General features: G+C 58.9%; 13 protein-coding genes and 1 pseudogene. All 14 read right to left on the reverse strand.

Annotation, left to right across the window (positions count from 1 at the left end):
• Positions 1-29: 29 nt before the first annotated feature.
• Positions 30-419 (reverse strand): annotated as a pseudogene (locus H8S34_RS15480) (DUF1016 N-terminal domain-containing protein); the annotation flags it as partial.
• 90 nt (positions 420-509) lie between these two features.
• The gene (locus tag H8S34_RS11485; protein WP_186964043.1) at positions 510-1,259 is read right to left on the reverse strand and encodes a metallophosphoesterase family protein; all 750 of its coding nucleotides are present in this window, start codon (positions 1,257-1,259) and stop codon (positions 510-512) included.
• On the reverse strand, positions 1,256-2,905 hold the full coding sequence (locus tag H8S34_RS11490; RefSeq protein WP_186964044.1) for a recombinase family protein: 1,650 nt from the start codon (positions 2,903-2,905) through the stop codon (positions 1,256-1,258). Before H8S34_RS11490 ends, H8S34_RS11485 begins: the two co-directional genes overlap by 4 nt.
• Entirely contained in the window at positions 2,902-3,654 is a 753-nt protein-coding gene (locus H8S34_RS11495; RefSeq protein ID WP_186964045.1) for a recombinase family protein, read from the reverse strand. Before H8S34_RS11495 ends, H8S34_RS11490 begins: the two co-directional genes overlap by 4 nt.
• Entirely contained in the window at positions 3,654-5,240 is a 1,587-nt protein-coding gene (locus H8S34_RS11500; protein ID WP_080744519.1) for a recombinase family protein, read from the reverse strand. The genes H8S34_RS11495 and H8S34_RS11500 overlap by 1 nt, the downstream gene beginning before the upstream one ends.
• A 722-nt stretch (positions 5,241-5,962) precedes the next feature.
• Positions 5,963-6,295, reverse strand: a complete 333-nt coding sequence (locus tag H8S34_RS11505; protein WP_021630443.1) for an HTH domain-containing protein — start codon at positions 6,293-6,295, stop codon at positions 5,963-5,965.
• A 275-nt stretch (positions 6,296-6,570) separates the two neighbouring features.
• The gene (locus H8S34_RS11510; protein ID WP_055270507.1) at positions 6,571-9,237 is read right to left on the reverse strand and encodes an ATP-binding cassette domain-containing protein; all 2,667 of its coding nucleotides are present in this window, start codon (positions 9,235-9,237) and stop codon (positions 6,571-6,573) included.
• Positions 9,230-10,216: a TIM barrel protein gene (locus H8S34_RS11515; RefSeq protein WP_186964046.1), complete on the reverse strand. Its 987-nt coding sequence runs from the start codon at positions 10,214-10,216 to the stop codon at positions 9,230-9,232. Before H8S34_RS11515 ends, H8S34_RS11510 begins: the two co-directional genes overlap by 8 nt.
• Entirely contained in the window at positions 10,204-11,061 is an 858-nt protein-coding gene (locus tag H8S34_RS11520) for an energy-coupling factor transporter transmembrane component T (RefSeq protein WP_186964047.1), read from the reverse strand. Before H8S34_RS11520 ends, H8S34_RS11515 begins: the two co-directional genes overlap by 13 nt.
• Before the next feature lie 579 nt (positions 11,062-11,640).
• Entirely contained in the window at positions 11,641-12,588 is a 948-nt protein-coding gene (locus H8S34_RS11530) for a DUF4430 domain-containing protein (protein WP_007493753.1), read from the reverse strand.
• A complete protein-coding gene (locus tag H8S34_RS11535) occupies positions 12,585-12,896 on the reverse strand; it encodes a hypothetical protein (protein ID WP_007493751.1) in 312 nt (103 codons plus the stop codon). The genes H8S34_RS11530 and H8S34_RS11535 overlap by 4 nt, the downstream gene beginning before the upstream one ends.
• A gap of 26 nt (positions 12,897-12,922) precedes the next feature.
• Positions 12,923-14,593, reverse strand: a complete 1,671-nt coding sequence (locus tag H8S34_RS11540; protein ID WP_050001759.1) for an S-layer homology domain-containing protein — start codon at positions 14,591-14,593, stop codon at positions 12,923-12,925.
• Positions 14,590-15,282 (reverse strand): hypothetical protein, encoded by a 693-nt coding sequence (locus H8S34_RS11545; protein WP_024724846.1) that lies wholly within the window; start codon positions 15,280-15,282, stop codon positions 14,590-14,592. Before H8S34_RS11545 ends, H8S34_RS11540 begins: the two co-directional genes overlap by 4 nt.
• A gap of 333 nt (positions 15,283-15,615) precedes the next feature.
• The gene (locus H8S34_RS11550) at positions 15,616-25,290 is read right to left on the reverse strand and encodes an S-layer homology domain-containing protein (RefSeq protein ID WP_186964049.1); all 9,675 of its coding nucleotides are present in this window, start codon (positions 25,288-25,290) and stop codon (positions 15,616-15,618) included.
• Positions 25,291-25,478: the final 188 nt, after the last annotated feature.

Genomic DNA, 25,478 nt, shown 5'->3' on the forward strand with positions numbered 1-25,478 from the left:
AGTCCTTCCTGCAGCCATGCCCCGGCCTGGATCTGCTCCATCAGCTTCGCCTTTGTCCAGCGGTGCTCCAGCGCGGCCCGGAGATACCAGGCGCGTTCCTGGCTACCTTCACAGCCCTCCAGAATGGCCACGTTCTGCGTCCAGCCCAGCTTTAGGGCCAGCACCTGCAGTCCCCGGCTATCTGCGTAGGCACGGTAGAACTCCCGCATCCGTCGCAGGTTTCGTGGGGAGAAGCCCTTGCTTTCAGGGCAGCTTGCCTGGAGATGCTCAGCGGCCATGACCGCCGCGCCCTTCTCCGGGCGTATACAGACAGCCCGGCCGATCTCGAAATACAACTCCACCTCCGGTAGCTCGGTCTGCATCAGCGTGTCCAGGGCTTTGTACATTGAGGTATAGTCAACCAGCTTTCGCTTGTTCATCTTCTTGTCCTTTCCGACGGATTGCCTTATCTGGAAAGCCACAAAGGAAAAGGCGGCGGAACCGCCGCCCTTTCCCTTATGGCCTTCTGCTTATAGGATCTGCACGATTTGCTCCCACAGGAGGATGTGCTTGGTATCAATGGCTTTGTTGTCATGGTAGTGGCCAAACAGCCAGTAGTGGTATTGGGCCCGGTCTTTGACCTCCTGGAGGAAGTCTGTCAGGTGATCCGCCACATTGTGCCGGGAGAACTGGAGGGCGATGCTGGTGGGGGCGCAGTGGGTGAGGATGTAGTCCACCGCCCAACCGTGGGCGTCCAGGTTTTTACGCGCCTCCGCATACTCCTCATCCCAGGGCAGTTCCTCCCTCCACCAGGACAGGTGTTCGATGCGGAATCGGGTGTGCTCTTTCCGCTTCAATGTCAGGTATTTCTGCTCAAAGTTGGGATCGTCCAGGCTCAGGATGCCGTCCTCAATGTCGTGGGAGGCCGCCCCGCCCATAGTGAAGAAGGTACGCCCGGCCAGCTCAAATACCTGCCCCCGCATCAGGTGGAGCACGTGGGGCCGGATGGGCCGCACCCTGCCGCCGTGCCAGTTCTCTATCGGGTATTTCACAAGGGCGTCGTAGTTTTCATGGTTTCCCGAGACGAAGGCCACCGTGAAGGGCAGGCCCTCCAGCCAGTCCAGGGACTCATCGTCCCGTTCATCCCCGAACCACACGCCGCCGAAGTCTCCCAGCTGGAGTACCACATCCTCCTTGGTGAGTTCCAGGCCCTCCGGGAAGTATTCCGGGCGGAACTGCTCAAAATTCCCGTGGGTATCGCCCGTTACAAAGATCTTCATGCCGTGATACATCTCCTTTTTGGCTGGTTGACCGCCTGCTCGATCTCCCGGCCATCCCGGAAGGTCACCCGGATCTTCTCCCGGGAGAGCACCGTCACCTTCTCCAGCAGCTGGTGGATGACCTCCTCGTCCCACTCCGTCATCGCCGCTGTCATATGCTCCATGGCGGCCGAGACCACCCGCAGACGGTTCTGGAGCCGGCCCTGCTCCTGGCAGGCCCCCTCCAGCTGTGCCTTCCGTTCTTTGAGACGGGCGGTGGACTCGGACAGCTCCCGGAACCGCCCCGTATAGTCCTCTGCCGGGTTGGCTGACGCCTCAGCCAGCAGGCTACTGAACTGGCTACTCAGTTCCTCTAGGGCTCTGTCAATGTTCGCCAGGCTCATACTCTCACCCAACATCGGAGCAAGCTCCCACTCCATGACTGCGGCGAGCTGACGGGCCAGGGTATCGCGGTCCAGCATGACGGCGTTGACGGCGGCCAGGATGGCCTGCTGGAGCGGTTCCTCGTCCAGGGTGGGTGATTGGGTACAGAACTTCTTCCCATAGTCCAGGCGGCTGACGCACCGCCAAACGGGCCGTTTGACCCCGTGCTGGGTCCACACGCACCGCCGGTAGGCCGTCCCGCACTCCCCGCAGAACAGCAGGTTGCTGAGGACATGCTTGCCACTGTACTTACCCCGGCCAGTGGGGGTGCTCTTTCGCGTGGCGCCCGCCTTGGCGTTCCGCCGGGCCATCTCCAGCTGGACGGCATCGAAGGTCTCCCGGCTGACGATACCCTCATGGTGGTTTTGAATCAGGTATTTGGGCAGCTGTCCGGTATTGGGGATCACCTTCTTGCTGATGCAGTCCTGGATGAAGGTCTTCTGGAGCAGGACATCCCCGCAGTATTTCTCGTTGGTCAGGATGCTTCGGATATGGGATGCCATCCACTCTGCTTTTCCGGAGACCGTGGGAATTCCCTGGCCCTCCAGGGCCGCCTTGATCTCCCGGATGCTGTCCCCGGCCAGATAGCGGTCATAGATGAAGCGGACGGTCTCCGCCTGCTCCGGCACGATCCTTGGCTTGCCGTCGGGGCCCTTCTCATAGCCCAGCAGCTGCTTGTACTGCATGGCGACATGGCCGGATTTCATGGCCTGACGCTTGCCCCAGCGCACCCGGCTGCTGGTGCTCTCGCTCTCGGCCTGGGCGAAGGCCCCGTGTAGGGTGATGAGGAACTCGCTCTCCGGGTAGATGGAGTTGATGTTCTGTTCCTCGAAGATGACTGGTATACCCAGGCTCCGCAGCTCCCGGGTGAAGTTGAGGGTATCCACGGTATTGCGGGCGAAGCGGGAGACGGATTTAGCCAGAATCATGTCGATCTTCCCCTGCCTGCACTGGCGGATCATCCGCAGGAACTCCTTCCGCTTGCAGGTGGAGGTGCCGGTGATGCCCTCGTCGGCGAACACCCCGGCCATGGTCCAGCCCGGTTCCTTCATGATCTTCTCGGTATAGTAGGAAAGCTGGTTTTCATAGCTGGAGAGCTGCTCCTCGCTGTCCGTGGACACCCGGCAGTAGGCCGCCACCCGCAGGTGGCGCTTCTTCTCCTGTTCCTGGGGCGTCTCCACTTTGGCTGGGATGACGATGACGTTGGGTGCGGTATTATTCATATACCATTTCCTCCTTCCAAGGTCTGGTTATTTTTCAGCAGGATGGTAACCGTCCCGTTGCTGACAGTGATGCGGCGGACGCTCTCATGGAGCAGTTCCTGCTCCAACTCCACCATGGGAGCCCGCTCCTGGAACAGCATCCGGAGGCCTAGGGTTTCATACTCCTCCGGCCCGATGGCGTTTAACTGGAGGGCGGCCAACTGGAAGGCCAAGCATTTGACCTGTGTCTCGTCCACCGGCGGGCGGTGCAGGAGCTCGTCCAGCTCCCGGCGCAGATTCTCTGTCTCCGGCGGCGATCCAGCCACCGGGGCCGGACAGGTGATACGCTCCGGATGCTGGGTCAGGCGGTTCAGGAGGCCCAACACCTGCCGCTCCACCCAGGCCGGTGGGCTGCCGCCGCACAGTTTCCGCAGCTCCTTCTGGGCCGGCGTCTTTTTGCAGGGGGAGAATTTTTCTTGCCTTTGAGCCTGAACCATGTTGAACCGGGCCTCCGGGATGATGGACGGGAATCCACCTTCGCCGGTGTACCGGCGGTCCGCTAGGATACGGGCTGCCATGTTCTTGTTCCAGGGCTTGTCCCCGTCATAGGAGATGCCTCTCTCCCGGAGCTTGTCTACCAAGGCATTGTAGCTGGCACCGGCCAGGTAGCTGTCGTAGAGCCAGCGCACCGTCGCCGCCTCTGCCGGGTGGAGCACGATTTCGCCTAGCTCCATTTTGTAGCCGAAGGGCCGCTTCCGGTTGCTCCCCATCACCGCATCGTCCTTTCTATGGGCTCTGTCAGCTCCAGGCTGTTGACCAACCGGAACCGCAGGCGATCATTGCTCTCCACGATAATCTTGTCCACGAGCTCGCGGAACAACTCCCCATCAAAGGCGTCCAGGAAGTCCGGCCCGGCCTCCAGGGCTTCGATCAACTCCTGGGTCTGCTGGATCGTCTGATCTTCCTCGGCCTCCAGGAACCGTTCCTTTTCCAGCTTCGCGGCGCGGAGTTGTTCCGCCAGCTCGTTTTGGCGGGATATAAAAATGTCAGGGCCAACAAGCCCTTGCTGCTTGAGCTGGGCCAACAGTCGATCCTGACGGGTGATGTCTGCAATTTTCTGGTTGAGTGCCACGATGTCCAGGCTCCAGAGCAGCTTACCCTTCCGGGCGTTCTGGAGATCTGCGAGCAGTTGGGTGAGGATAGGCACTCCCTGGTGACGGAGCTTATAGTACAGGTGGAACACTGCTGATACTACCGCTTCCTCAGCAATGGGCAGGAGGTCGCACAACTCCGTGGATTCTTCATGCCCACGACATGCCATGTACCATTTCCTGTTTATACATTTAGGGCGAAGCGCCTTCCCACAGCAGCCACAATATAGCCAGCCATTGGCAAGGGGACGTTGGCCTGCGATTCCGGGCACCTGGCTGTCCCCGCGCCTCCGACGCAATTCCTGTGCTTTATTAAACACCTCTTGGGAAATCGCTGCCTCGTTAATCCCTTCCACAAAGTACATGGGCTTTTGGCCATGGTTATACTTTATTTTGCGTGGCAGGGTATCCGTCGTATACCGTTTCCGCAGAAAGGCGTTGCCGCTGTACCGCTCATTGGTGAGGATGTAGTCAATCCGCTGTGGCTTCCAGAGTTTTCCTTTAGAGAACAGGTTCAGCGCCGCTGCGATATCCCCCGCCGTCTTACCGGACAGGTACGCTTCGTAGATATACCGGATGATTGGCACCTGCTCGGGGATCAGCTCCAGCTTCCCTTTGACCAGGCGGTATCCGAAGGGTGCGGTGCAGGTGTTGTACTTTCCCGCCCTCATCCTCATGTCGATGCTCCACCGGAGGTTGTCTGAGATGTTTTCGCTCTCCTTCTGGTCCATCATGGCGAAGATGGCGGTAAGAAACTCACCGGCCAACTCTGAGGTGTCGATGCCCTGCTCCTCGAAGCATACCCCCACCCCCAGGGCCTTCAGTTCCCGGACGGTCTCCAGGCACTCCTTGGCGTTCCGGGCGAACCGGGAGGAGGACTTCACCAGGATCTTGTCCACCCGACCCCGCCGGCAGTCCGCCAGCAGCCGTTGGAAGTCGTCCCGCTTTTCCGCCGAGGTGCCGGTGATACCCTTGTCCGCGTACACGTCCACAAACTCCCACTCCGGGTTGTCGGTGATGAGCTCCGTGTAGTGGGCGTTCTGGGCGGCAAAGGAGTTGAGCTGATCCTCTGAGCTGGAGCTCACCCTGGCGTAGGCCGCCACACGCAGCTTGCTGTCCCTGACCGGGGTGCTGGGCGCGATGGTGATTACCCGGGGCGTGCTGTTCAATGCCAGGGAACCACTGGTTTTCTTTTGCTCGTCCACGAAATTGCCTCCTGTCAGCAACACACAATACCAGCACCGCCACAAAATATCCATATCCAAACGCAACAAAAATCAGGGGGAAAATATGACGTCCGCCCCGGTCTCTACACGGAGCCGGGCGGCGATCCTCCCAGCCTCCTTCCGACTAACAAGGCCGGCGCTCTGAAGGTGGCGAAGGAGAATTATCAGCCCGATATAATTGATATTCTGGTTCATAACCAACCCTCGTTTCAGAGGGAGGCCACCCCCAATAGGCAGGGAGCGGCCTCCGCTTCCTATTTTGGATTTCCAAAGGCAATCATTCCGCACCTGTATTCGACACTACTCCCCCAGGTGTCAGGGCGGCAGCAGACGGACTGCGCTGGCGCGCATCACGGGAATCTCACCCCTCCGAGGATCTCTCCGAGCTGCCCCCATTGCTTGATCCCGGTATCACCCGGGGCTGTGGCTGGACAGGAGTATCATTATCAGATTGCTGACGAGGGTCGGGCCGGGTAAACCAGCCGCAATGCGAAACAGCCCGCCACAGGCTGCTTTGTGGACGTATGGGCACCGCTCTGCACCTTCCTTGGCCGTCTTTGATGCGGGCTCACGGTCCGCACAGGTGGTCTTGGCGCATCCTCCAGCGTCGCTTTAGCCCTCCTTACAGAGGGGCTCTCATCAGTGGACGTATCCCGCTGCCGGATATTCTATTTGCAAGGATCAGGACGGAAATCGGTAGATCACCGATACTCCCAATACAGGGCAAACTGTGCCAGGATGCTGTTCATGACCTGAAGATCATCTCCAGACAAGGTTTTACGAACCTTCATCAATAATACTTGTTGCTTAGAGGATAGTGTGCGGCTCTCCATGTGAAACCAGTCTGGCAAATGGATCCCTCCACCAAAACGTCCACGCACAACTTGGATTGGATAGTAGCACGAGAGAATCACCAGGTCTGCACGGATTGTCCGCTCGGAAACGCCAAGTTCTGCCGAGAGATTTATGGCGGTCTCATGGCGCCTTTTGCATAGCAGATGCAGAATTTCGCTTCTCCGCTCTGACGGGGTCATCTCTCTCACCGCCTCGTCTTGCCCTGTGATTAGAAGTATAAAGGTTAAAGCGGAAGACCAATTTCCGGTTTAAAAATTTTTATGATCTGATAATGCAATTTCGGCATTATGCCAGATTAAAAGCCATTCTTTTATGCAATATGACAGGCTCGTTTGGAATACAAAGAAAACTGCCCATGTCGGAAGAGCCATATGGCCGTTCCAACATGGGCAGCTCCTGCCTGTAAATAAATTCCCGTCAAACGGTTATGCAAAAGATCTTTGCCGTTGAACTACTATCTCTCCACCATTCCATACTTGACCTTTACGCGGTCCAGCTTCTCCAGCATGGGCTCTGCCCCAAACCAGAGAAAAAGCCAAGTGGCAGCCGCCTGGATACAGTCGAAGGGGAGTCCGGAGATGTAGTAGGTCAGCAGGACCTTTTCATTGAGCTCTCCCACCCAGGTGAGGGCGGATGCCGGATTCATAATTCCGCCGTAGATCAGTATGGCGGCCAGTGCGCCAAACACGCATAGTGCACCCCGGTTGCGCCGCAGCAGCCCCTTTCGGAACAGGATGCCTGCCAGGAAGCCGATGATCCCCATGGAAAACATCTGCCAGGGGGTCAGTGGCCCCTGCCCGAAGAGCACGTTGGAGGCCAGCATGGTCATTGCACCCACCAGGAAGCCAGTTTCACCACCGAAAGCCACGCCGGCGATAATGGTCACCGCCATCACCGGCTTGAACTGCGGCAGCATAAAAAGCGCCGCCCGCCCTGCAATTCCAATGGCACACAGAACCGCTATGATCACCAGTTCCCTGGCCTGCGGCTTCCGGCCCTCAAAAATCAGGAAAAAGGGGAGCATACACTCCAGCAGAACCAGTAGAGAGATAAAGTAATACTTCTTATTGTCCAGATAAAACACACCGATATACAGGGTCAGAGGGATCATCAGCAGCACTAGTACAGCCGCCACAACGGTTCGCTTGGCCAGCTTCCGCTTGGCCTTGGGTACCTGTAAGGCATAATCCTTTCGGTGGGATCTCCGGGTGATGCAGGTAGCAAACAGAAAGAGCGAGAGAATAAAGAGTGCGTATAGAATCATTTGATGGTTTGCCAGTTCTGTCATGCCGTCGGCAGTAATCAGTTGGGTCAGATCCGTAACGTTCATAAACGACAGGAACAGGAGGAAAGACACCGTTCCTGTCAGCACTGCCCCCAGCTTGCGCCACCAGGGCAGCGGTTTAGGCTTGTAGTCTGCGCTGGCTTCCTCTGGTTCCGGGAGCGGCTCCCCGCTGTCCGGAAGCTCTGGCGCCGGCGGTAGATTTCCCCCGCATGCCTGTATGACGTCCTCCGCAGTTACCGCCTCCGGAAGCAGGCCGCGGGCCATGCGGTTGGCTGAGGTGGTATAGAAGCTATTACCGGAGAAAAAGGCCCGCGGTGGGGCTTCCGTCACAATGGAGCCGTCAAAAAACAGAGCGCAACGGTGGGCATACCGGGCGCAGAACTCAATGTCGTGGCTGACCATGAGCAGGGTCACACCCTGACGCAAGAGGCTTTGCAGGATCTCGGCAAACACCTGCTTGAACTCTGCATCCAGCCCCTTGGTCGGCTCATCCATCAACAGGATCTCCGGCCCCAGCAGGAGCACTTTTGCCAGAGCCGCCCGCTGCTGTTCACCGCCGGACAGATCATAGGGGTGCCGATCCAGTAATCCCTCCAGGCGGCACAGCCGCACCGCCCAGGCCACCCGCTCCTCCTGCGCCTTCCCCGAGAAATTCCGGCCCTTGAGAATCTCAAAGAGATCCTCTCGAACGGTTTTCTTCACAAAAAGCGCCTGGGGATTCTGCGGCAACACGCCCACGCTCCCCGCCAGCCTCACCTCGCCTCGGTAGGGCTTCTGGAGTCCGGACAACAGCTTCAGGCTGGTGGTCTTTCCCGTTCCGTTGCCGCCCAGCAGGGCCAGAAACTCGCCCCGCCTCACGGTGAGGCTCAACCCCTTCACCACGTCCGGCAGCTCTTTTTCGTATTTGAACCACAGGCCTTCCGCCGTGATGGCCGGTTCATTCGGATATGTGCGGCGCGGCTCAGACGGCAGCTCCATCAGGGGGTGTCCATCCGCGAACTTCGTCAGCCAATCCCGGCCCTCCCGCACCGTGACCGGGCAGTGTCCGCCCGCATCCGGCGCGGATGCCCAGATCCGCATCGGGGTTGGCATGGCCAGGAACATTGAGTGTCCCGCCCCGCGCAGGATCGCCCCCACCTCCGCGGGACTCCCTGTGCAGAGCAGCCGCCCGCGGTCCATGACCGCCACACGGCTGGCCAACAGGAAGGCGTCCTCCAGCCGGTGCTCCGTCAACACGACCGTCGTCCCCAGCTCCCGGTTGATTTTCCCCAGCGTCGCCAAAAAGTCTGCCGCTGCAATGGGATCAAGCTGACTGGTCGGTTCGTCCAGAATGAGCACACTGGGCTGCATCGCCATGATAGACGCCAAATTCAGGAGCTGTTTCTGCCCGCCGGACAGCTCTGTGACATTCTTGTAGAACCATGTCTGAATGCCGAAAAAGGAGGCCATCTCGGCCACCCGGCGCCGGATGGTGGGCGTATCATATCCCAGGCTCTCCAAGCCGAAGGCCAGCTCATGCCACACCTTGTCGGTGACAATCTGGTTCTCCGGGCTCTGCTGCACAAAGCCGATTCTTGCGCTCTGCTCGCGCTGATCCAGCTCCTCCAGCGGCCGTCCCTCAAAGCGGATGTGACCCATCCGGCGGCCATGGGGGGCCAGTACGGTCTTGAGCTGACGCAGCAACGTGGATTTCCCACAGCCTGACGGGCCGCACAACACCAGGAATTCCCCCCGCTCCACGGTCAGCGTTAAATCGTCCAGCGTCTTCTCCGCCTGCTCCGGGTAATAGAAGGAAAAGTGTTCAATTTCAATACTTGGCTTCTTCTGCTCAGACACGCATCCGTCCTCCCTGCCGTAATAATCTTGTCTGTACGCTCACGGCCTCCGCCCGGGCCATGCGCCCGCGAGAGGACAGCTCGTGGGTCAGGTATCGCGGTTCAATCTGCTCCAGAACTGACAGGATGGCGGGGTCTGCCCAGGGGCGATGCTGATCAATCTGGAGGATGTGCTGATAGCTCACTCCAAACCGCTCCATATAGTCCTCCGGCAGCCCCGCTGGCAGTGAACCAGTGTGCGCCTTCACATAGGCCCCACTCAGGGACTGGTGTAGATGGACGCCCCGCACCCACTTTGCCAGGCTGCCATGCCGGTTCAGCATACGCCGGATGTAGTCTGCTCCCTCTGCCTCAGTTTTCAACTCAGTACAAGCATTCATCAGATGTCCGGTGTCCAGCAGAATCCCTTTCCCCGCAAAGCGGATTCCCTCCAGCAGCCGGGCCGTCTCCTCCGGTTCCGTAAAGGTAAAGCCTGGCCACCACTGATTTTCCACCAGGAATTCAAACGGCCATCTCTCCTCGCCAAGAATGAGGTTCACCACCTCTACCGCCGCGTCAATGACCTCCTGGTTGGTGTGCAGCCAGCGGTAGGTATATCCCTCCTCCAGCGATACGTCCGACACATGGAAGACCACATAACGGGCGCCCAGGTTCACCGCCCGCCGTAAATCCGCGCGGTATTGCTCCAGCAGCGTATCTGGCCCCAGCCCGCCATAGAAGCTGGCCGTAACCTCCAGTGAGCCGAATTTTTGTTTCAGTGCCGCCCGGTCATCTCGATAGAAGTCCAGCCAGTCCGGGTAAAAAATCAGGTGGTACCCAAGAATAAGCTCGGCAGGCAAATCCTTTGGCAGATCCTCTCCGCCCCAGACGCCCTCGATGCCGTCGCAGCCCAGCCGTTCCAATTCCTGGCCTAGATCACGCCAACTGTTGTACTCCCCAAGAGTCCCGGAGTACAGAGGCAGGCTCATCATTTGGTACATGGCTTCACCTCATTTCGGGCGTCCAGTCTGCTCCAGGTACGGTCTGCGCGGATATTCAGGAACACCGGCGTCAGGCATAATGCCAAATAGACCGCCTGTAGGCAGACTGTCAGCGGCGCCGCAGGCGCTCCCTTGGCCGTCGGGTAGTATCTCCAGGCAAAGCCGCCCAGCGCCGCTCCGCAGCAGAGGAAGAACCCGCAATAGAGCAGCCATCCCAGCGCCATCTTGTCCCGGTCATCAAAGCGGTAAATGGAGAAGGCCGTCCGCCCAGGAAGCCCATACCCCCGGCTCTTCATGCTGTCAGCTGTCTCAATTGCATTTTCCAGGCTCCAGGTAAGCATGATGGAGAAAATCGTGACAGCGTTTCGAATCCGCCGGATAACCCCACCATCGGAGACATCCCGTCCGATGCATCGCTGCGCCTCCGACACAACGTGGAACTGGGCCTGGAACTTTGGGACAAACCGCAGTGCCATGCTCAGCACCAGCGAGAGGGCCGGTATGAGCCTTCCAAACAGGTAGACAAATTTGTCCGAGGTCATTACCGCTGTGTAACAGGAAAACCATGTCACCACTGCGGCCAACATGGCTGCCGCCGCTAATCCATACAGGATACTCTCCAATGTGAGCGGATTTCCCGATGGCAGGTATGTAAGCAGGGTCGCCCCCTCATGGTTGAAGGCCGGGTTGATCAGGGCGGCCATCACCATCATGGGGAGCATAAAGACAAGCGAGAAGCGTATCGCCTTCCGCCCCCTCAGATAGACCGCATAGGCCAGCGCCGCTCCAAGGGAAATGCCGAGGCTGACCGGGTGCATGAAAAACATTGTAAAGGCTATCACCATTCCAAAATACAGAAAATTTATTATCGGGTGATAGCTGGAAAAGGTATCTCTGTTTCGGATAAGGCATCCCCTCTAAACACCGGGTACGGCAGTCAGCCGTACCCGGTGTGCATTTCTGTTGCGAGGCATTCCCGGTATGCGCGCTACTAGGCCTGCTCTGCCCGCGGCTCCTGTTCATGCCTCGCTATCTCGCCGGCAATCTCTTGAAAGCGGCCAGCAAGATAGCCATAGTTGTCCCTTTGGTGCGGTATCAGGCATTTGCTGCAATCCTTAACGCCGTTCTCCAAATGGTGAAGCATCTCCGCACGTTCTGCCCAACATATACATCGGACGATAGCGGAACAGGCGGCCGAGTTCCATCCCTTCCGCATGGCACGGCAGGGATAGCGCTCCCACGCCTTATTGGAGGAGAAAGAAAACGTCCTGCCTTCCCGGTATTGCAGTTGCCACACTCCCTGCAGTAGTGCAGGAATCGTCCCGCAACCACGCACTCGTTCAGATAGGTTCTTACAGGAACGGCAACTGCATTTGCCTCTACCGTATACGGCATGAGCATTATCCCTCTGAAAGAATTTCAGATCACTCTCCAGTCGAATAAAAACCGCCCACATCCACACCCAGGTCGCAGGTGTAGACCCACTCTATTACATCCCCCTCTTTGAGCTGATAGCGTGAGCAGCCATAATTGGGGAACCACCCGTTCACTTTATACATCCAGCCGGACAGCTCGCCGCAGTCAAACTCATAGAGGTTGTTAATCCCCTCAATATAAGCGGAGTTATACATGGGGGTGTCCTCGAACTCCATGTGGATGCCAGCCTTCCGCATCTCGCGCTGGAGCACATTGAACACACTCTCCCCCTCGTAGAACGTAACAGTCGTCGTAGGGAATATGACTCCGTCTTCCGGTACCAGCTCCACCTTCTCTGGATCCAGCCAGTCCATGTTGTCCAGAATGGTGTCACAGCGGACAGAGAGCGTACAGGTATGGGTCACATCGGAGAACTCCACATCCTGCGGCTCCACCGGCAGAGGCTTTCCTTCCGGCACTGGATCCGTAAGATACTTGTCCTTTCCAGTCTCCGGATTGATCTCCATGCCGTTGGCCTCTGAGTACGCCTTGTCGCCCTTTTCCACACCGGCGGAGGAGCCGCCCGCCAGCTCGGCCGCGGCCTCCACCTTCTCCCGGGCAGTCATGCCGCCCTCCGCACCGCCCGGGCGGGCATCCAGCCCACCGGGTGTTGGGGATGGCGCAAGGGCATCAGTCTCCTGGGGGGTCTCGGACGGCACCGGACTACCGCTCACCGTCGGCGGGGGGCTTTCCGCCTCCCCGCCAGGTGTCACGATAGGCGCTATGGATTCCTCCGGACCGGAGGCGGGCGGCGCGGCCTCCAGCACTGCGCTGCTCTCCTGCTCCTGCACCGTCCAGCCCTGAAGACCTGGCGCGTTGCCGCCATACCAGAACGCCCCTGCCAGGACCGCGATCACGGCCACAGCGGCAATGATTTTCCCTTTTGTCAGCTTCATTCGGCCGCCTCACTGTCTTCCCACGGCGTGTACAGGCAGTAGGCCGGGCACAGGTCGCCCATATAGATCCACACGTTCTCTCCCATGTCGACGGGCTCGGAGAATGTCAGATTGGGGATCATCAGCTTGAGAGTGGTGCGCTTACGGCCCTTGATATTTTCCCCTTCAGGTGAGGGCTCCTTCCGGAACGCCTCCACCCGCTGGGCCAGGTCGTTGATGCCCAGCTCCCGGGAGAGCTTTGGAAGTATCTCCTCCTCCTTACAGTAAGCCACATGATCCGGATTCTTGAACCAAGCTACGTTCATCATACTGTTTCGTCCCCTTTCTGTAATCGTCAGAGCAGCTCAGCGCTACTCAGAAGGTTGAAAAGCATCTGAGCAACCTCTGCTCGGGTCACAGCGTCCTGGGGCCGGACGTTCAACTCCGTTTGGCTCAGGATCCCCTCCTGGTAGCAGAAGGCCAGCTGGGCCCTGGCCCACTCCGCGGAGCTCATATAGTCCGGGAACTGCGCCAGCATATTCCGCACAGCTGCGGTATCCATCTCCGTCTCGAGTCCGCACAGCTCCGCCGCGCGGGACACCATGACGGCCGCCTCCTGCCGGGTGATAGTCCCGTCCGGGCTGAACCGGCCCTCGCCCACGCCGTTGATAAGGCCGTATGTGCTGGCCGCGCCCACATAGGGGGAATACCAGGCAGTGGAGGCCACGTCCACGAAGGCGCCGGTGTCCGCTGGTGTCAGCCCCAGGGCCCGTACCACGATGGTTGCAAACTCTGCCCGGGTCATGCTTCCATCCGGGTCAAAATTTCCGTCGGACTTGCCGTCAATGATGCCTCGGGCGGCCAAAGCCTCGATGGCGGTGATCTGGTCACTGAAGGCGATGTCCGGGAAGGTCTTGCCCGGTGACGTGATAGGCTGGGCGGTCACGGCGGGATCCTTGCCCTCCAAGCCCTGTCCCTGCCCGCTCATCTCTGTCTCCACGGCGTCGGGGATGGAGAGGGCGTCGGACATGCGGTAGAGGCTGCTGCGCCCCTCCGCCGCCCGCTGGGCGGCCACCAGGCCGTAGAAGCCCTGCTCCGTCGCCATCTGGTTGGACCCGGAGCCGGACTGGGTGTGCAGGAAGCCCTCCCCCTGCCGGTAGAAGGTCATCAAATTGTCCAGCATGGTGTTTCCGTTCTTTACAAACCGAGGATCATCCAGTTCGATGCCCAGCTCACACAGAGCCACGATCATCTGCACACAACTCTCGGAGTTAGCCGTCCCCCAGGACGCAAAACCGCCATCGTCGCTCTGCTGTTCCGACATGCACGTCAGTGCTTCCTTAGTAGCCCGCGCTACCTCCGGCTGATCTTGATACTTGGCCAGTGCCTGCAGAGCCATACCGGTGATGTCTGGATCGGATATTCCATCGCCAGAACTGGCTGCCTCTGTTCCTCCGAACAGGCTCCACCCTCCATCGGGCAGCTGGCACTCCAAAATGCGGTCGATATACATTTGACGGGTCGCCTGTACATTTGCCTCCGGGTTCTCCGGCATGGGATAGCCTGCGCTATCCAGTGCAATCAACGCCCAAATTGGGCCGTTAAGCCCCTGCCAAATCGTTTTTTCGTAGTCGCCCAGCGGTTTGGTCAGGTCATATCCAGCCACATTTCTGGCATCTTTCCCGATTGAGCTGAGAGCAACTATCACACGGGAATACTCCGTATATTTCTTATCGTGCAGCTTGCCGTCGCAGGCCGTTACATAGGCCTCCACAGTGGCATAGTAGTCCTGATAATAGCTGTCCGGTACATCGTACCCACTTCGGGCCAGCCCCAGCACAGCCCATTCACCGCCGATAGACCCTACCTGCGGGTTCTGTACGGTGCGGTACATATATTCTGCGGTATCCTGCACCGCCTCGTTCAAGGTCTCTTTGGATACGGCCGCCTGCGCTCCCGTCAACATACCCGTGGTCAGGGACAGGGCAAGCACAAATGCGAATCCACGCTGTTTCCATTTCTTCATATGACCGCGTCTCCTCCTGTTTTTCTTTCGGAAGGCCCTGCAGGTTCCCTCCAGGCACTGAGCCAATAGCTCCACAAATGCTTCATGGCCAGCTTGCTAAGGACAGGTATGCCCATCAGCTCCATGGCCCTTTTATTGGTACATCGCTTTTTTTGAAACAGCTTCTTAAGCTCTGGTGTGATTTCTTCTTCTCCCGGCGGCCGCCAGCTTTCTTTGACAGACTTGCACATGCGTTCTACCAGTTCTGACTCCCGCTCCGTCAAGGGAGAACCAATCCGTTCGCAATACGCCCTGAATCTGTCTGCGGACACCCGCTCCGGCCAGTCTGGCGGCCACCGCTTTTGCTCTTCCAGCCTTTTTCGAAATCCTTTGGCTGCCCAGCACGCTTTATTGGTACTTCCAAAGCGCCGTTTCAAATAAACCTGACGTATTAGGCTGAGCTGATACAGCCGTGGCTTATGGCCTGGATGATCCATTGTCCCAACCACGGCCTCCAAAAGCGCCTCATCCGTATAGCTCTCATAAATCTGCCGGCCGATATTCCCTTCGGGATTAAATACCCGCCAGATGTCCGGATCCACCGTTTGTCTTGAACTTTCTTGTTCTTCCCGGCTTTCCACGTCCAGTTCTGAGAGCCACTGGCGGTATCCCCGCAGCTCTTTTTCCGTCAGCTTTTGCTCTTTGAGCATGATACCGCTCACCTCAACAAGTAAAAGGCACGCCCTCCCCTTGGGTGAGCGTGCCTTACATTTGTATATCCCACCCATTTCTTCACAATCAGGTCTTGCCGACTAGACGGCGGGGGCAGGCCCGTACCGGTTTCCCGGAGTTTCACCTGACTGCATCTCTGTTTAATTGTGGGCTGGGCCGCCCGGCAGACCAAATTCGGTCTGCCGGGCTCCTGCTCAAGTAAGAAGGTGCTCCCTCCATCCTTACTGGGTGGATAGGGGGAGCACCCATGCGGCTCGGCCTGGGTTTACAGACCGGAGCCGAACGGGGGTTTCATAGTTTCTTCCGGCATCTCAGGCGTTCTTTGCCTTACTCTCCAGAAGGCGCATCAAAATGGTGGCAACCTCAGCGCGGCTGGCCTGGCCCTGCGGGTCTAAACACTTTCCATCCTTTCCGGTAATCAGCTTCTCCGCATAGGCCCACTCCATAGCCCGGGTTGCCCAAGCGGAGGTATCCGTACCGTCGGCAAAATCCTGCAGATTGGCCGTTTTGCTTACATCCCAGCCCTTGAGCTTCGCATAGCGATACAGGATGGAGGCAATCTGCTCACGGGTCACGCTGCCCTCCGGGTCAAAGCCCGCACCTGTGCCGCTGACGATATCAGTCTGGCTGGCCCAATCCACAGCCTCGGTGTACCACGCATCCGGCTTCACATCCGGGAAACCGGATGTGCCAGCCGCCGCAGGCTCGCCCTCCAGCCGCCACAGCGCCGTAACCAGCATGGCGCGGGTCATGGTGCCGTTGGGAGAGAAGGTGGTGGCGCTGGTGCCGTTAAAGAGCTCGTTTGTATAGGCATAGGCCACTGCGTCGTAGAACCAGTCTCCCTCACGCACGTCGGTGAAGGGGAGCTGCACCGGCTGTTCCGGCGGTACTGCAACAAAGGTGCCCAATTGGGTCGTGCTGACCTTTACCCAAAGCCCGCCGTTCCGGCTCAGGCAGACGCCAGCCAACTTCTCTACCGCGCCGCCTCCGCTGATCTGGTATACGGTGCAGGCCTGGCCCGCCTGGAATGCACCGGCATTCACGGGCAGAAGCAGGGTAATGGACCGGCCGCCAAAGCTGGTGATGGACTTGTTGCCGGAGGTAAGGGACACCTCCACCACAGAGGCACCGCTCATCTGCTCTTCCGTAACGTCCGCCCTGCCGTTCAGCAGAGCCTCTGCCTGGGAGATGGTGCGCCGTGCCATATTGACGGTCAGATCCTGCCCGCCTGCCCCACTCAGGATTCTGGCAAGGGTGAGATTTGGCATGGACAGCTCGCCCAGCGGCGTCCGTACAGCCAGATCCGCGTTCGTCTCGTCAAGGGCGTTGTCCAGGGTGCATCGGGGCAATTCCACAGAGATAGCGGACGCCTGTTCCGCCCCCGTCGGGGCGATGACCAGCACGCTGGCCTCGGCCTCGAGAGCCTCGTCCAGGAGCTTGTTGAGATCCGCCGCAGTCACTGCCGCAGAAGCGTTTCCGCTATTATCCACAGACGCTTTGGGCTCCAGGACAACTTCAACGCCGTCCTGCTCTGGCAGTGTCAGGCTACCGTCAATGACAGGCAGCTCATTCTGCCCGACCGCACCGGACTCTATCAGCCACAGCCGCAGGGCCTCATACCGCCCTGCGTCCTCTGCTGTAATGTACTCCCGCTGCTTGCTGTTCAGCTTCTCATATGCGTCTGCGGCTTTCCGCACCTGACGGATCAGGCTACTGGTCGGGACTTTGTTCTTGTTAACCGCCGGCAGCTCCTTTAGGAGCTTTTTGGCTGCGTCGATCTTCTCATAGAACTCGATTTTCTCCTCGGCGGCCTCCAGCTTATTCAAGAGGGTCTGGCTGATCTCAGCCTTCGCCTTTTGGGTCAGCGCGTCATAGGCCGCCCGCGCCGCCGACACCTTAGATGCCTGGGTCTTGTAGTTGGCATAGGTAATCTCCGGCACTGCCTTGATCATCCCAATGACCGCTTCCGCGCTGTTGCCGTTCACCACGGTAATGGTATACTTGGTACCCTCGTAGTCAATGGCCTCCGTGCTCTGGTTGTTCATAGAAGGCCACGATGGGTCGCCTACGCCGATGTAAAGGATGTCGCCGGGCTTGACTGTGATGCTCTCCGTGCGCTTGTAGAAGGCAGAGTCGCGGTTGTAGCGGTTCAGGAAGGTCTTAACCATGTAGTTCTTGTTGACCGCGGTGGGCGTCACGGTGACCCGCGCACTGTTCCCGGTAATGCTCAGGGTATACTCCAAGGTATCGCCGTCAAAACGGGGGGCGAGACTCCCGCCGCTAATGTGCAGGTCCTCCAGACTAGTGTCCGAATTGCCCCAGAGACTCCCCACATCTTCGCCCAGGTTCTGGGTGAACACGATGTTCAGGTAGTCGCCGTCTGCCAGCTCGTAGGTGCCGCGGCCTCCGACCCGGAAGGACTGGAAACCTTCGTTGACAAACCAGTCGTTGAGGGTGCCCATCCAGCCGGCACCCCGGGAACCGTCGAACTCGGCCAAGCTGGGCTCGCTGTTGTCCCGCCGGCCATTTCCGTTTTTATCCATATAGATGCCGGACAGGTAGGTGATATCATAGCCTCCGGTATCGCTGGCCCCGGTACCCCACCAGGAGTAGCCGTCCAGGGCCAGGGCCTTGAGTACGATGGTCATCATGGTGTCCTCGGCGCACAAGTCATACCAGCCAGACGCCAGGGTGCCGGTGAAGTCTCCGCCCCAGTAGGTGTTATTCTCAATGCTGATATACACCTCGCCTACCACGGGGCCAAAGTCCGGGATCTCCGTGCCACGCTGGAAGGTGGCGCGGATGCTGTGGCTCGCATCCACATCGTAGAAGGTATAGGAAGCGCTGCCGTCCGAACGGATGTACAGCTCGTCCAGATCGACCGTCTTTCCGTCTACGCGCAGAGTGGCGATCTCGTAACCGTTGTCCGGCGTGATGTGGAAGATCTGATCTTCGCCGGCATCCACTTCGACAGAGCCAAACGGATCAATATCTCCATTGCCGCCAGCCGTCGCCGTGATGGTAAAGGTCTGCGCTGTGGTCTCTGCCAGGACGATGAAGGTGCTCAGGTGGTTCACGCTGATGCTGACCACCCGGCCACTGTCAGAAACGCGGCATGTGCCGGTAAGAATCTCATGGCTACCGTTATCGCTGATAACCAGCACTTTGTACTCTCTACTCAGGGTAAAGCTGTTGTCCACGGGGATGGTGAGGGTAAGGTCGTGACCACCGAAAGAGGTAAGTTCTGTGCTGCCCACCCTGACCGACACTTCCACCGCCACGCTACCGGCGAGGTTCGTCCCATCGGGAACTATGTCCTCCATTGCGCTGTGACTCTTCTCCTCCACATGGATGGACAGCTTCTCCCCGTCAGTCTCTTTTTGGGCAATGGAGCCCAGGACATTTGCGGGGAGGGTGACGGTTCCCCTGGACGTCTGGATCTCCACACCGGCATTGGCCTCCGAGATGGTCTGGGCCGCGCCCGCGGGCAGTTCCACGCTGACCGAGGAAATGCTGCTGCTGTCCGCCGTGGGAATGATGGTGATGGTATCCGCCGCTGATGCAGTCACCGCTTCTACCGCTTTCTGCACCGCCGCTTCGTCGATGACCGCGGTCTGAGTATTGCCATTTATTGTCACCTCCTGCACGATCACAGGGGAGGGCTTCTCAAAGGTGACGGATATGGCGTGGTCCTCGGTGACGTTCTCAAAGGTGTAGGTGTAGGATTTGCTGTCCGCGCTGGTGACCAGGGCGTTGGCGGCTGTGGTCGGGGCGGCAGATTCCGCCTCCGTCCGCTCCGCGCCGCAGTCCGGGCACACATAGACGGAAATTGTCTCCGTGGAGGCCGCCGCGTCCAGCTCCCAGCTGTGGGGGGCCAGAGAGGACAGCTCCTCCAGGCCGCAGGCGGCGCATACGTTCCAGTGCACCCCGCTGCTGTGGGCTGTCTCTGTGAAGGCGTGCTGTGCGTAATCGCCATAGGACTGGCCGCAGAGGTCGCAGCTCGCCAGGGCCGTGCAGGTGGCTGTGCCGCCGCTGTGGCTGCACGCCGCCGTGCCGCCCGTCTCCGGGCTGTAGCCGCACACCTGGCAGGCGCTCCCCTCTGCATGGGGCTCCGCTGTCCCGTCCGTCTGGGGCAGACCGGCGCCCACGCTCATCAGGAGCATCGGGTGGATTCCCACAACACTGACCAGTTCCCCGCCCGTGCTGCCGGGGTTTATATCCGGCTGGCTCTCATCACTGGCCGGGGCTTCGGCGGATTCCGGAATTTTGGTCTGCTCCTCTGCCGGGGGCTCGTTTTCGTTGGCAGAGTCTTCTCCGGTTTCCTCTCCGGGGGCAGGTACTTCAGGATCGGATTCTCCTTCTGGAGGAATTGTGTCGGGATCTTGCCCCTCGGTCTCCTCCGGCTGTTGTCCGTCGGCATCGGGCATCTCCGGTTCGGCCCCGGGCGCTTCGGTTTCCTCGCCGGTAGTGGGTTTCTGAGTGGCGCCTCCCTGCTCCGGGAACTCCAGCTCCGGTGGAGCGGGCTCCTCCGTCTGCTCGAACACATGGGGTTCTGCGCTACTTTTGGCGCCGCAGATCTGGCACACCTGCCAATGGCTCGTCTCGTCCATCTGCCACGCGCCGCCGTACTGATGCGGAACCGTTCTGGTTTCCGCGCCCTGCTCCAGCACTTCGCCGCAGGCACCGCAGATCGTATCTCCAGTGTATCCAGGCTCTGTGCAGGTGGCCGCTCGCTGGCCGATGACGACGTTCTCACCCACATGGATGCCGTCGGCGCAGGCCTCCGGCTCCACGTCCTCAACGGGAACTGTGGGTAGCTGGTATTCGGGCGGTTCTAGTTTCTGCGCCACGGTTGCACCGCCGGCCCAGACGGATTTCCCGTCCACGAGGATGTCCTCAATCTGGTAGCCCTCGTTTGGCGTGACGGTAAAGGACTGCTTCGCCCCATCCGGCACCGTGACATCACCGACGGGAGAGATGGTGCCACCGGCATCTGCCGAGGCGTGGATGGTGTGGTCGGTATCAGTACCGTCCGTCGGACCGTCAAACACGTCGCTCATGTCATAGAGGGGTTTCTTGTTGTTCTTGTAGCGGTCGTAAGCCACCAGGGCATAGGCTGCCTGCTCGGTGGACATTTGGTCGATGGGACCATCAGAGGTGTGGCTGAATCCGCCATCCGTCTTCCGGTAGCCCAGCAGGTCCGCCAGAACGCTGATGCTGCCCTTGGCAAAGCTCCCCGCATCCTTCTTGAGCGCAGCTAGGGCCACAATGACCTGCGCGCTGGACTCCGAACTGCCGTATCCGCCGGTGCTGTTCTGCGAGGTGGACAGGAAATCCAAAGCTTTTTTTACAGCGCTCTGCAGATCTTCATGGCTGTGCGCTGTGCCCAGACGGTTGAACTCACCTGCGTCGAGATAGTAGGGTGCCAGCGCCTGGAGTGCCATGGCGCAGACGTCCACGCCGCCCAGTTGGCTTCCGGAGCCGTCATTCTCCTGGTCCGGGTTATAGATGGGCCAGTTGCCGTTGGACTGCTGCTTGTCAATCAGCAGGTCAATCCATGCGGCCCGGGCCGTGTTGCCCGCTTCATCCCGGTAATAATCGCCGGAATTCAAGGCAATGAGAGCCCAGATGGTGCCGTTGTTGCCCTGCTCAGAGACCTGATAGGTGTAGCTGCTGCCTTCGGCGGCCTCGTCCAGCAACGGCTTCACCAGATTGTAGGTTTTACCGTCACTGACCTGGAACTGTGTGGCGTCCATGCCCAAAGCGGTTAGGGTTACTACGACACGGGCGTACTCTGTGTGCATGGTTCCATTCTTGGAGGTGTCCAGTATGCCGTCATGGGTCTCCACATAATCCGCCAGGTTGGCCAGATATGCCGCCCGGACGTCTTCGGACAGGGTGCCGGCCCGGGCCTGGGCCAGGACGGCCCACTCGCCTTTTGTGGAGCCGACAATCGGATTTTTGACGTTCTGCTCCAAATATTCCAGAACGCCGTTCATGACCTCCCGGTAGCCGGAGGTGTCCTGTCCGCCGCCCTGGAGGATCTCCAGCGCGGCCTCGGCAGCCTCCAACACGTTCAGGTTGGACACCATGTCCTTGCCGCTGAACTTGCCGGCATAGTCCGTGTACGCCTGCCGGGCAGCGGTGATGGCCGCCTCGCTCTCCAGCGTAACCGTGCCGATTCCGGCGATCCGTTCTACCACAGGCAGGGCGGCCTCCGCATTGAGGAGGGTGTTGTAGGAATCCGGCGCGGTTGCAACCAGGGCTTTTTGCGCATCCGTCAGGTTCTCATATGCCGTCCTGGCGGCTACAATGGCATCCTTGCTCCCGGCGCTGACTTTTTCCCCAATCGCTTCCACCAGATCGTTAAACGCCTGTACTGCGGCCACGTCGTCCGGCGATATGCTCCCGCCCAGGGCCTCCACCGCCTCGTTGAGACGGGCGACCTCCGCTGCCTTCAGATAAAGTTGGCCGCTGATACCCAATGCCTCGTAAGCCGTTTTTGCAGCTTCAACTTTTGAACGGTGCGCCTCAGGATTCTCCGTAATTTCTACGGCAGTGGGAAGGTCGGCGATCTGAGTTTTTACGCTGTCAATAGCCGCAAAGAACTGGATCTGCTCCGCCGCTGCTGTCAGTTTAGCAGCAGAAACCTGTGATTTGTCCGGCAGTGCATTATAATCCGCTTGTAGCGCACTGACCGTCTGTTGGAAGCTTTTATAGTTGCTATATGTGATTTCTGACTTATCCGGCAGGTCGTCGATCCTGGCCTGGATTCCCTTCGCTCCGCTCTCGCAGACCTGGATGGTGTACCAGGTGCCGGTATAGCGGAGCGTGTTGCCGGACTGGTTGTTCATGGACGGCCACTTGTATTCGCCCACACCGATGTAAATGGTGTCTCCTGGCTGGACCGGTAGATTTTCACCACGGCGATAGTACTCCACATTGTTGGCCGTGGTTTTGTTATTGATAAATGTCTTGACCAGGAAATTTTTGTTTGCCGCTGTAGGTGTGACCGACACATCTCCGCCGTCCAGGGTCAGGGCATAACTGGTGGTCTCCCCGTCGAAGGATGGCGACAGCGTACCGCCGGTGACCTCTAGTTCCTTGAGGCTGGTGTCTCCGTTGCCCCAGGTTCCGCCCAGATCGTCTCCGTACCCGTCCATCGTGAACATCACGCGGATCTCGTCTCCGTCAACCAGGCGGTAATCGCGATCCGTATTTGAAACAGCATAGGAAGAAAATCCGTAGTTGGTGAACCAATCGTTGAGCACGCCCATCCAGCCGGAACTCACACTGCCGTCAAATGCCGCAAGTTTGGCTTCGCCATTGTCCCACTGCCCATTCTGATTTACATCTTTATAGATGTTTTCGATGTAAGTGACGCTCGTGTCATTCCCGTTGTTCCAACCATAACCGTTCTCGGACAGGGCTTCCAACACAGCAGTCATCATAGTGGTATCACTGTAAAGCTCGACCTCCGCCTCTACAAAGGCGCCGCCATTTTGATAGAAAGAGCCGTCCGCGTAAGTGGTGTTCTCAACGGTCACATGCACACTGCCGAACTCTCCGCTGGAAACGCGCGTCTCAACGGCTTTCATCGCATTGAGGGCATCGCTCAAGGCTGTTTCTATTGCTTCGGCGTTCTCCGCCGCATTGATCTTGGACACGCCCTCGTCATACGCAGATGTCAGTGTCTTCCAGTTTGTATCGCTGTAATCAGACCGCTTATAGCCATTGAACGCCTCTGACAGTTGATCCAGCGCACTGCTGCGCAGACTTTCCACCGATGTTTTGCCTCGGATATAAAATGTGATCGTCACATCGTTCCTCGGCATGAACGCTGATGTGGAGTCAGCGAAGTAGAAAGGGGCAACCCCTTCCCAACCCTTGTTGTATCCGCCTTTCGGATCGGTTGGGGGCCTATCCAGCCTCAATTCGCTCAGTGTCGCCCCCGTGGACTCCACACGATAGATCTCATAGTCCAGTTCATTCAATGCAGTGCCGGTTTCCGTACGGATATATACCCACCACTCATCATTGGGCGAGAGTTCAATGACGTTCGCATATCGAAAGCCTTTGTTTTTAAGGGCCAAAAAGCTCTTGAATGGGTCACTGGATCCCTCCTGCCCAATGAACTCAAAGGTCAGCGTAAAGGTCTTTTCCGGCAGGTTGCTTCCGTCCTCACCATAGGCTTCTACCAGAGCCTCCCACTGTGCCTGTTCCTGGCCGGTGAGCTGTGATTTCTGGTAGCCGGTCATTCCGGCATAGTGGGAACTCGCCTCCTGCATGGTGGAGATGTCGCTCTGCAGGAAGAGTCCCTCCCCGATCTGTGCCACTGTTGGGAGCTTCGCCAGGTATTTCCGCATGGCAGAGACAGATTCCTCATTGGATTTCTCCGCGTTCTCCACCAGGCTCTCGATTTGGGTCAGCGCATTTGAGAGCGCGTCTTCGGCCGCTTTAAGGCTTGTCGCGTCCTCGATGGCCTGCACTCCCGCATCATGGGCCGCCTGGACCTGGGCGTAGACGGCTTCTCCCAACTCAGTGGCGTTGCATCCGGCCAGCACCGCAGCCAGAAGGCTCTTGCGCGCTTCCTTCGCCGCCGCAAGTTCTTCCTCATTCAGAGGGGTGACCGTCACTGTGGTCCGGGCGGGCGCGTTCAGCGATGCGTACTGGTGCTGGGCGCCGCTGGCCGTCTGGTCAAATATCACGGATTCCGGATTCGCCGCAACCAGCACATATTGGCCCGCCTCATTGAGATGCGTGGTCACCGTCCCGCTTGCGTCGGTGATCCCCTCCAGAAGCTGGTACTCCCCGGACGGCGCTCCTCTCTCATCCAGCTTCACTGCCAGCAGGCGGGCGCCGTTGAACGGCGCAGAGCGGCCGTCGTAGCTTCCCACCCAGCCTCCAGTTCGGGTCACCTTCAGCGTAAGCGCCTCGCCCTCTGCCACGGTCTCCGCATGGTCTTCAAACGACAGCAGGCCCCAGAAGTCTGTCGTGTTGACATACGCCGTTACGCCCATGGCGCTGTATTCCCTGTCCATGGGAGCGGGGGCGAACAGGATCACAACTTCATCGCCGTCCCGGAGCTTTATGTCGCCCCACTTCGCTCGATTTACGGCCACTCCGTCGAGCTGTGTCGGATTTAATCCGGCATCCCGGAGCTGAATGCCGTTGACGAAGACCGCGACCGTGGTTTGGCGGTTTGACGTGAGCGAGGAATTGCCTTTCACCTGCAGCTGGAGCCCGGCTGACGCGACCAGTCCGGCAACGGTGCGGCCCGCACCGCTCAGGGAGACGTCAGGGTTCTCATAGATGCCTTCCGAGGGCGGGAGTCCCAGCTCCGCTCCGTCTGGGCTGGCGAGGTCGTAGGCAACCTGGCTGTCGGCCACGCGGAGGGAGACAGAAATTGTTTCCTTCGCGCTCTCCAGCCCCTCGTAGTAGGCCGACCACAGCGCCGCCGCATGTCTCTGATATCCATTCAGGACAGAAGCGGACACCGACGTCCCTACCAGACCGTGCTGCTGATAGTAGGATTGGGCTTCCTGGTAGGCCGTCTGGAACGCGGTAAAGCTCTCCTCTGTATAGCCGCTCTCATGTTCCAAAGCGCCCGCGAACTGAGCGAGCATACCGGCAAGCGACCGCTGATAGATCGACGCGCTGGTCACCTCATCGCCGCCGTTGTAAACAGCGTCCAGATCGCCGGCGGCAGCCAGCAGCTCCTCCGCGTACTGCTCCACAGTGTCCTGATGCTCAGCCTTGTTCTCCGTTGTGGGGTTCCCATCCTGGTCATAGAGGGAAGCGAGGTAAGCTTTGCCCTTCTCATAGACTGTCTTATACGCAGTCCAGGTCTCCGGCGTATAGTCCTCCTGCCGGTACCCTCGGATTTCCACCTCCTGGATGGCTTCATACAGGACAGTGGCGTTGACCTGGTTAGCAGGGATCAGGTTGGCGATGGCCGCATTCAATGAAGCTGTGGCACCATTCACATCCTCCTGTGTTGCAGTTATATTATCTAAAATCTCCTTTGCTGTTTTTAGTGCCGTCTGAAAGTCCTGCCAAAAGCCGTCACTGCTCGTTGTCTTCCCGTTGTAATAATCCTCAGCCTGATAGTAATCACTACTACTTATTAAGCCAGCCCCAGCAATGACACGTTGAAGCTCATCTTTATTTGCTC

It is taken from the genome of Pseudoflavonifractor hominis (genome assembly GCF_014288125.1).
Classification (GTDB): Bacteria; Bacillota; Clostridia; order Oscillospirales; family Oscillospiraceae; genus Pseudoflavonifractor_A; species Pseudoflavonifractor_A gallinarum.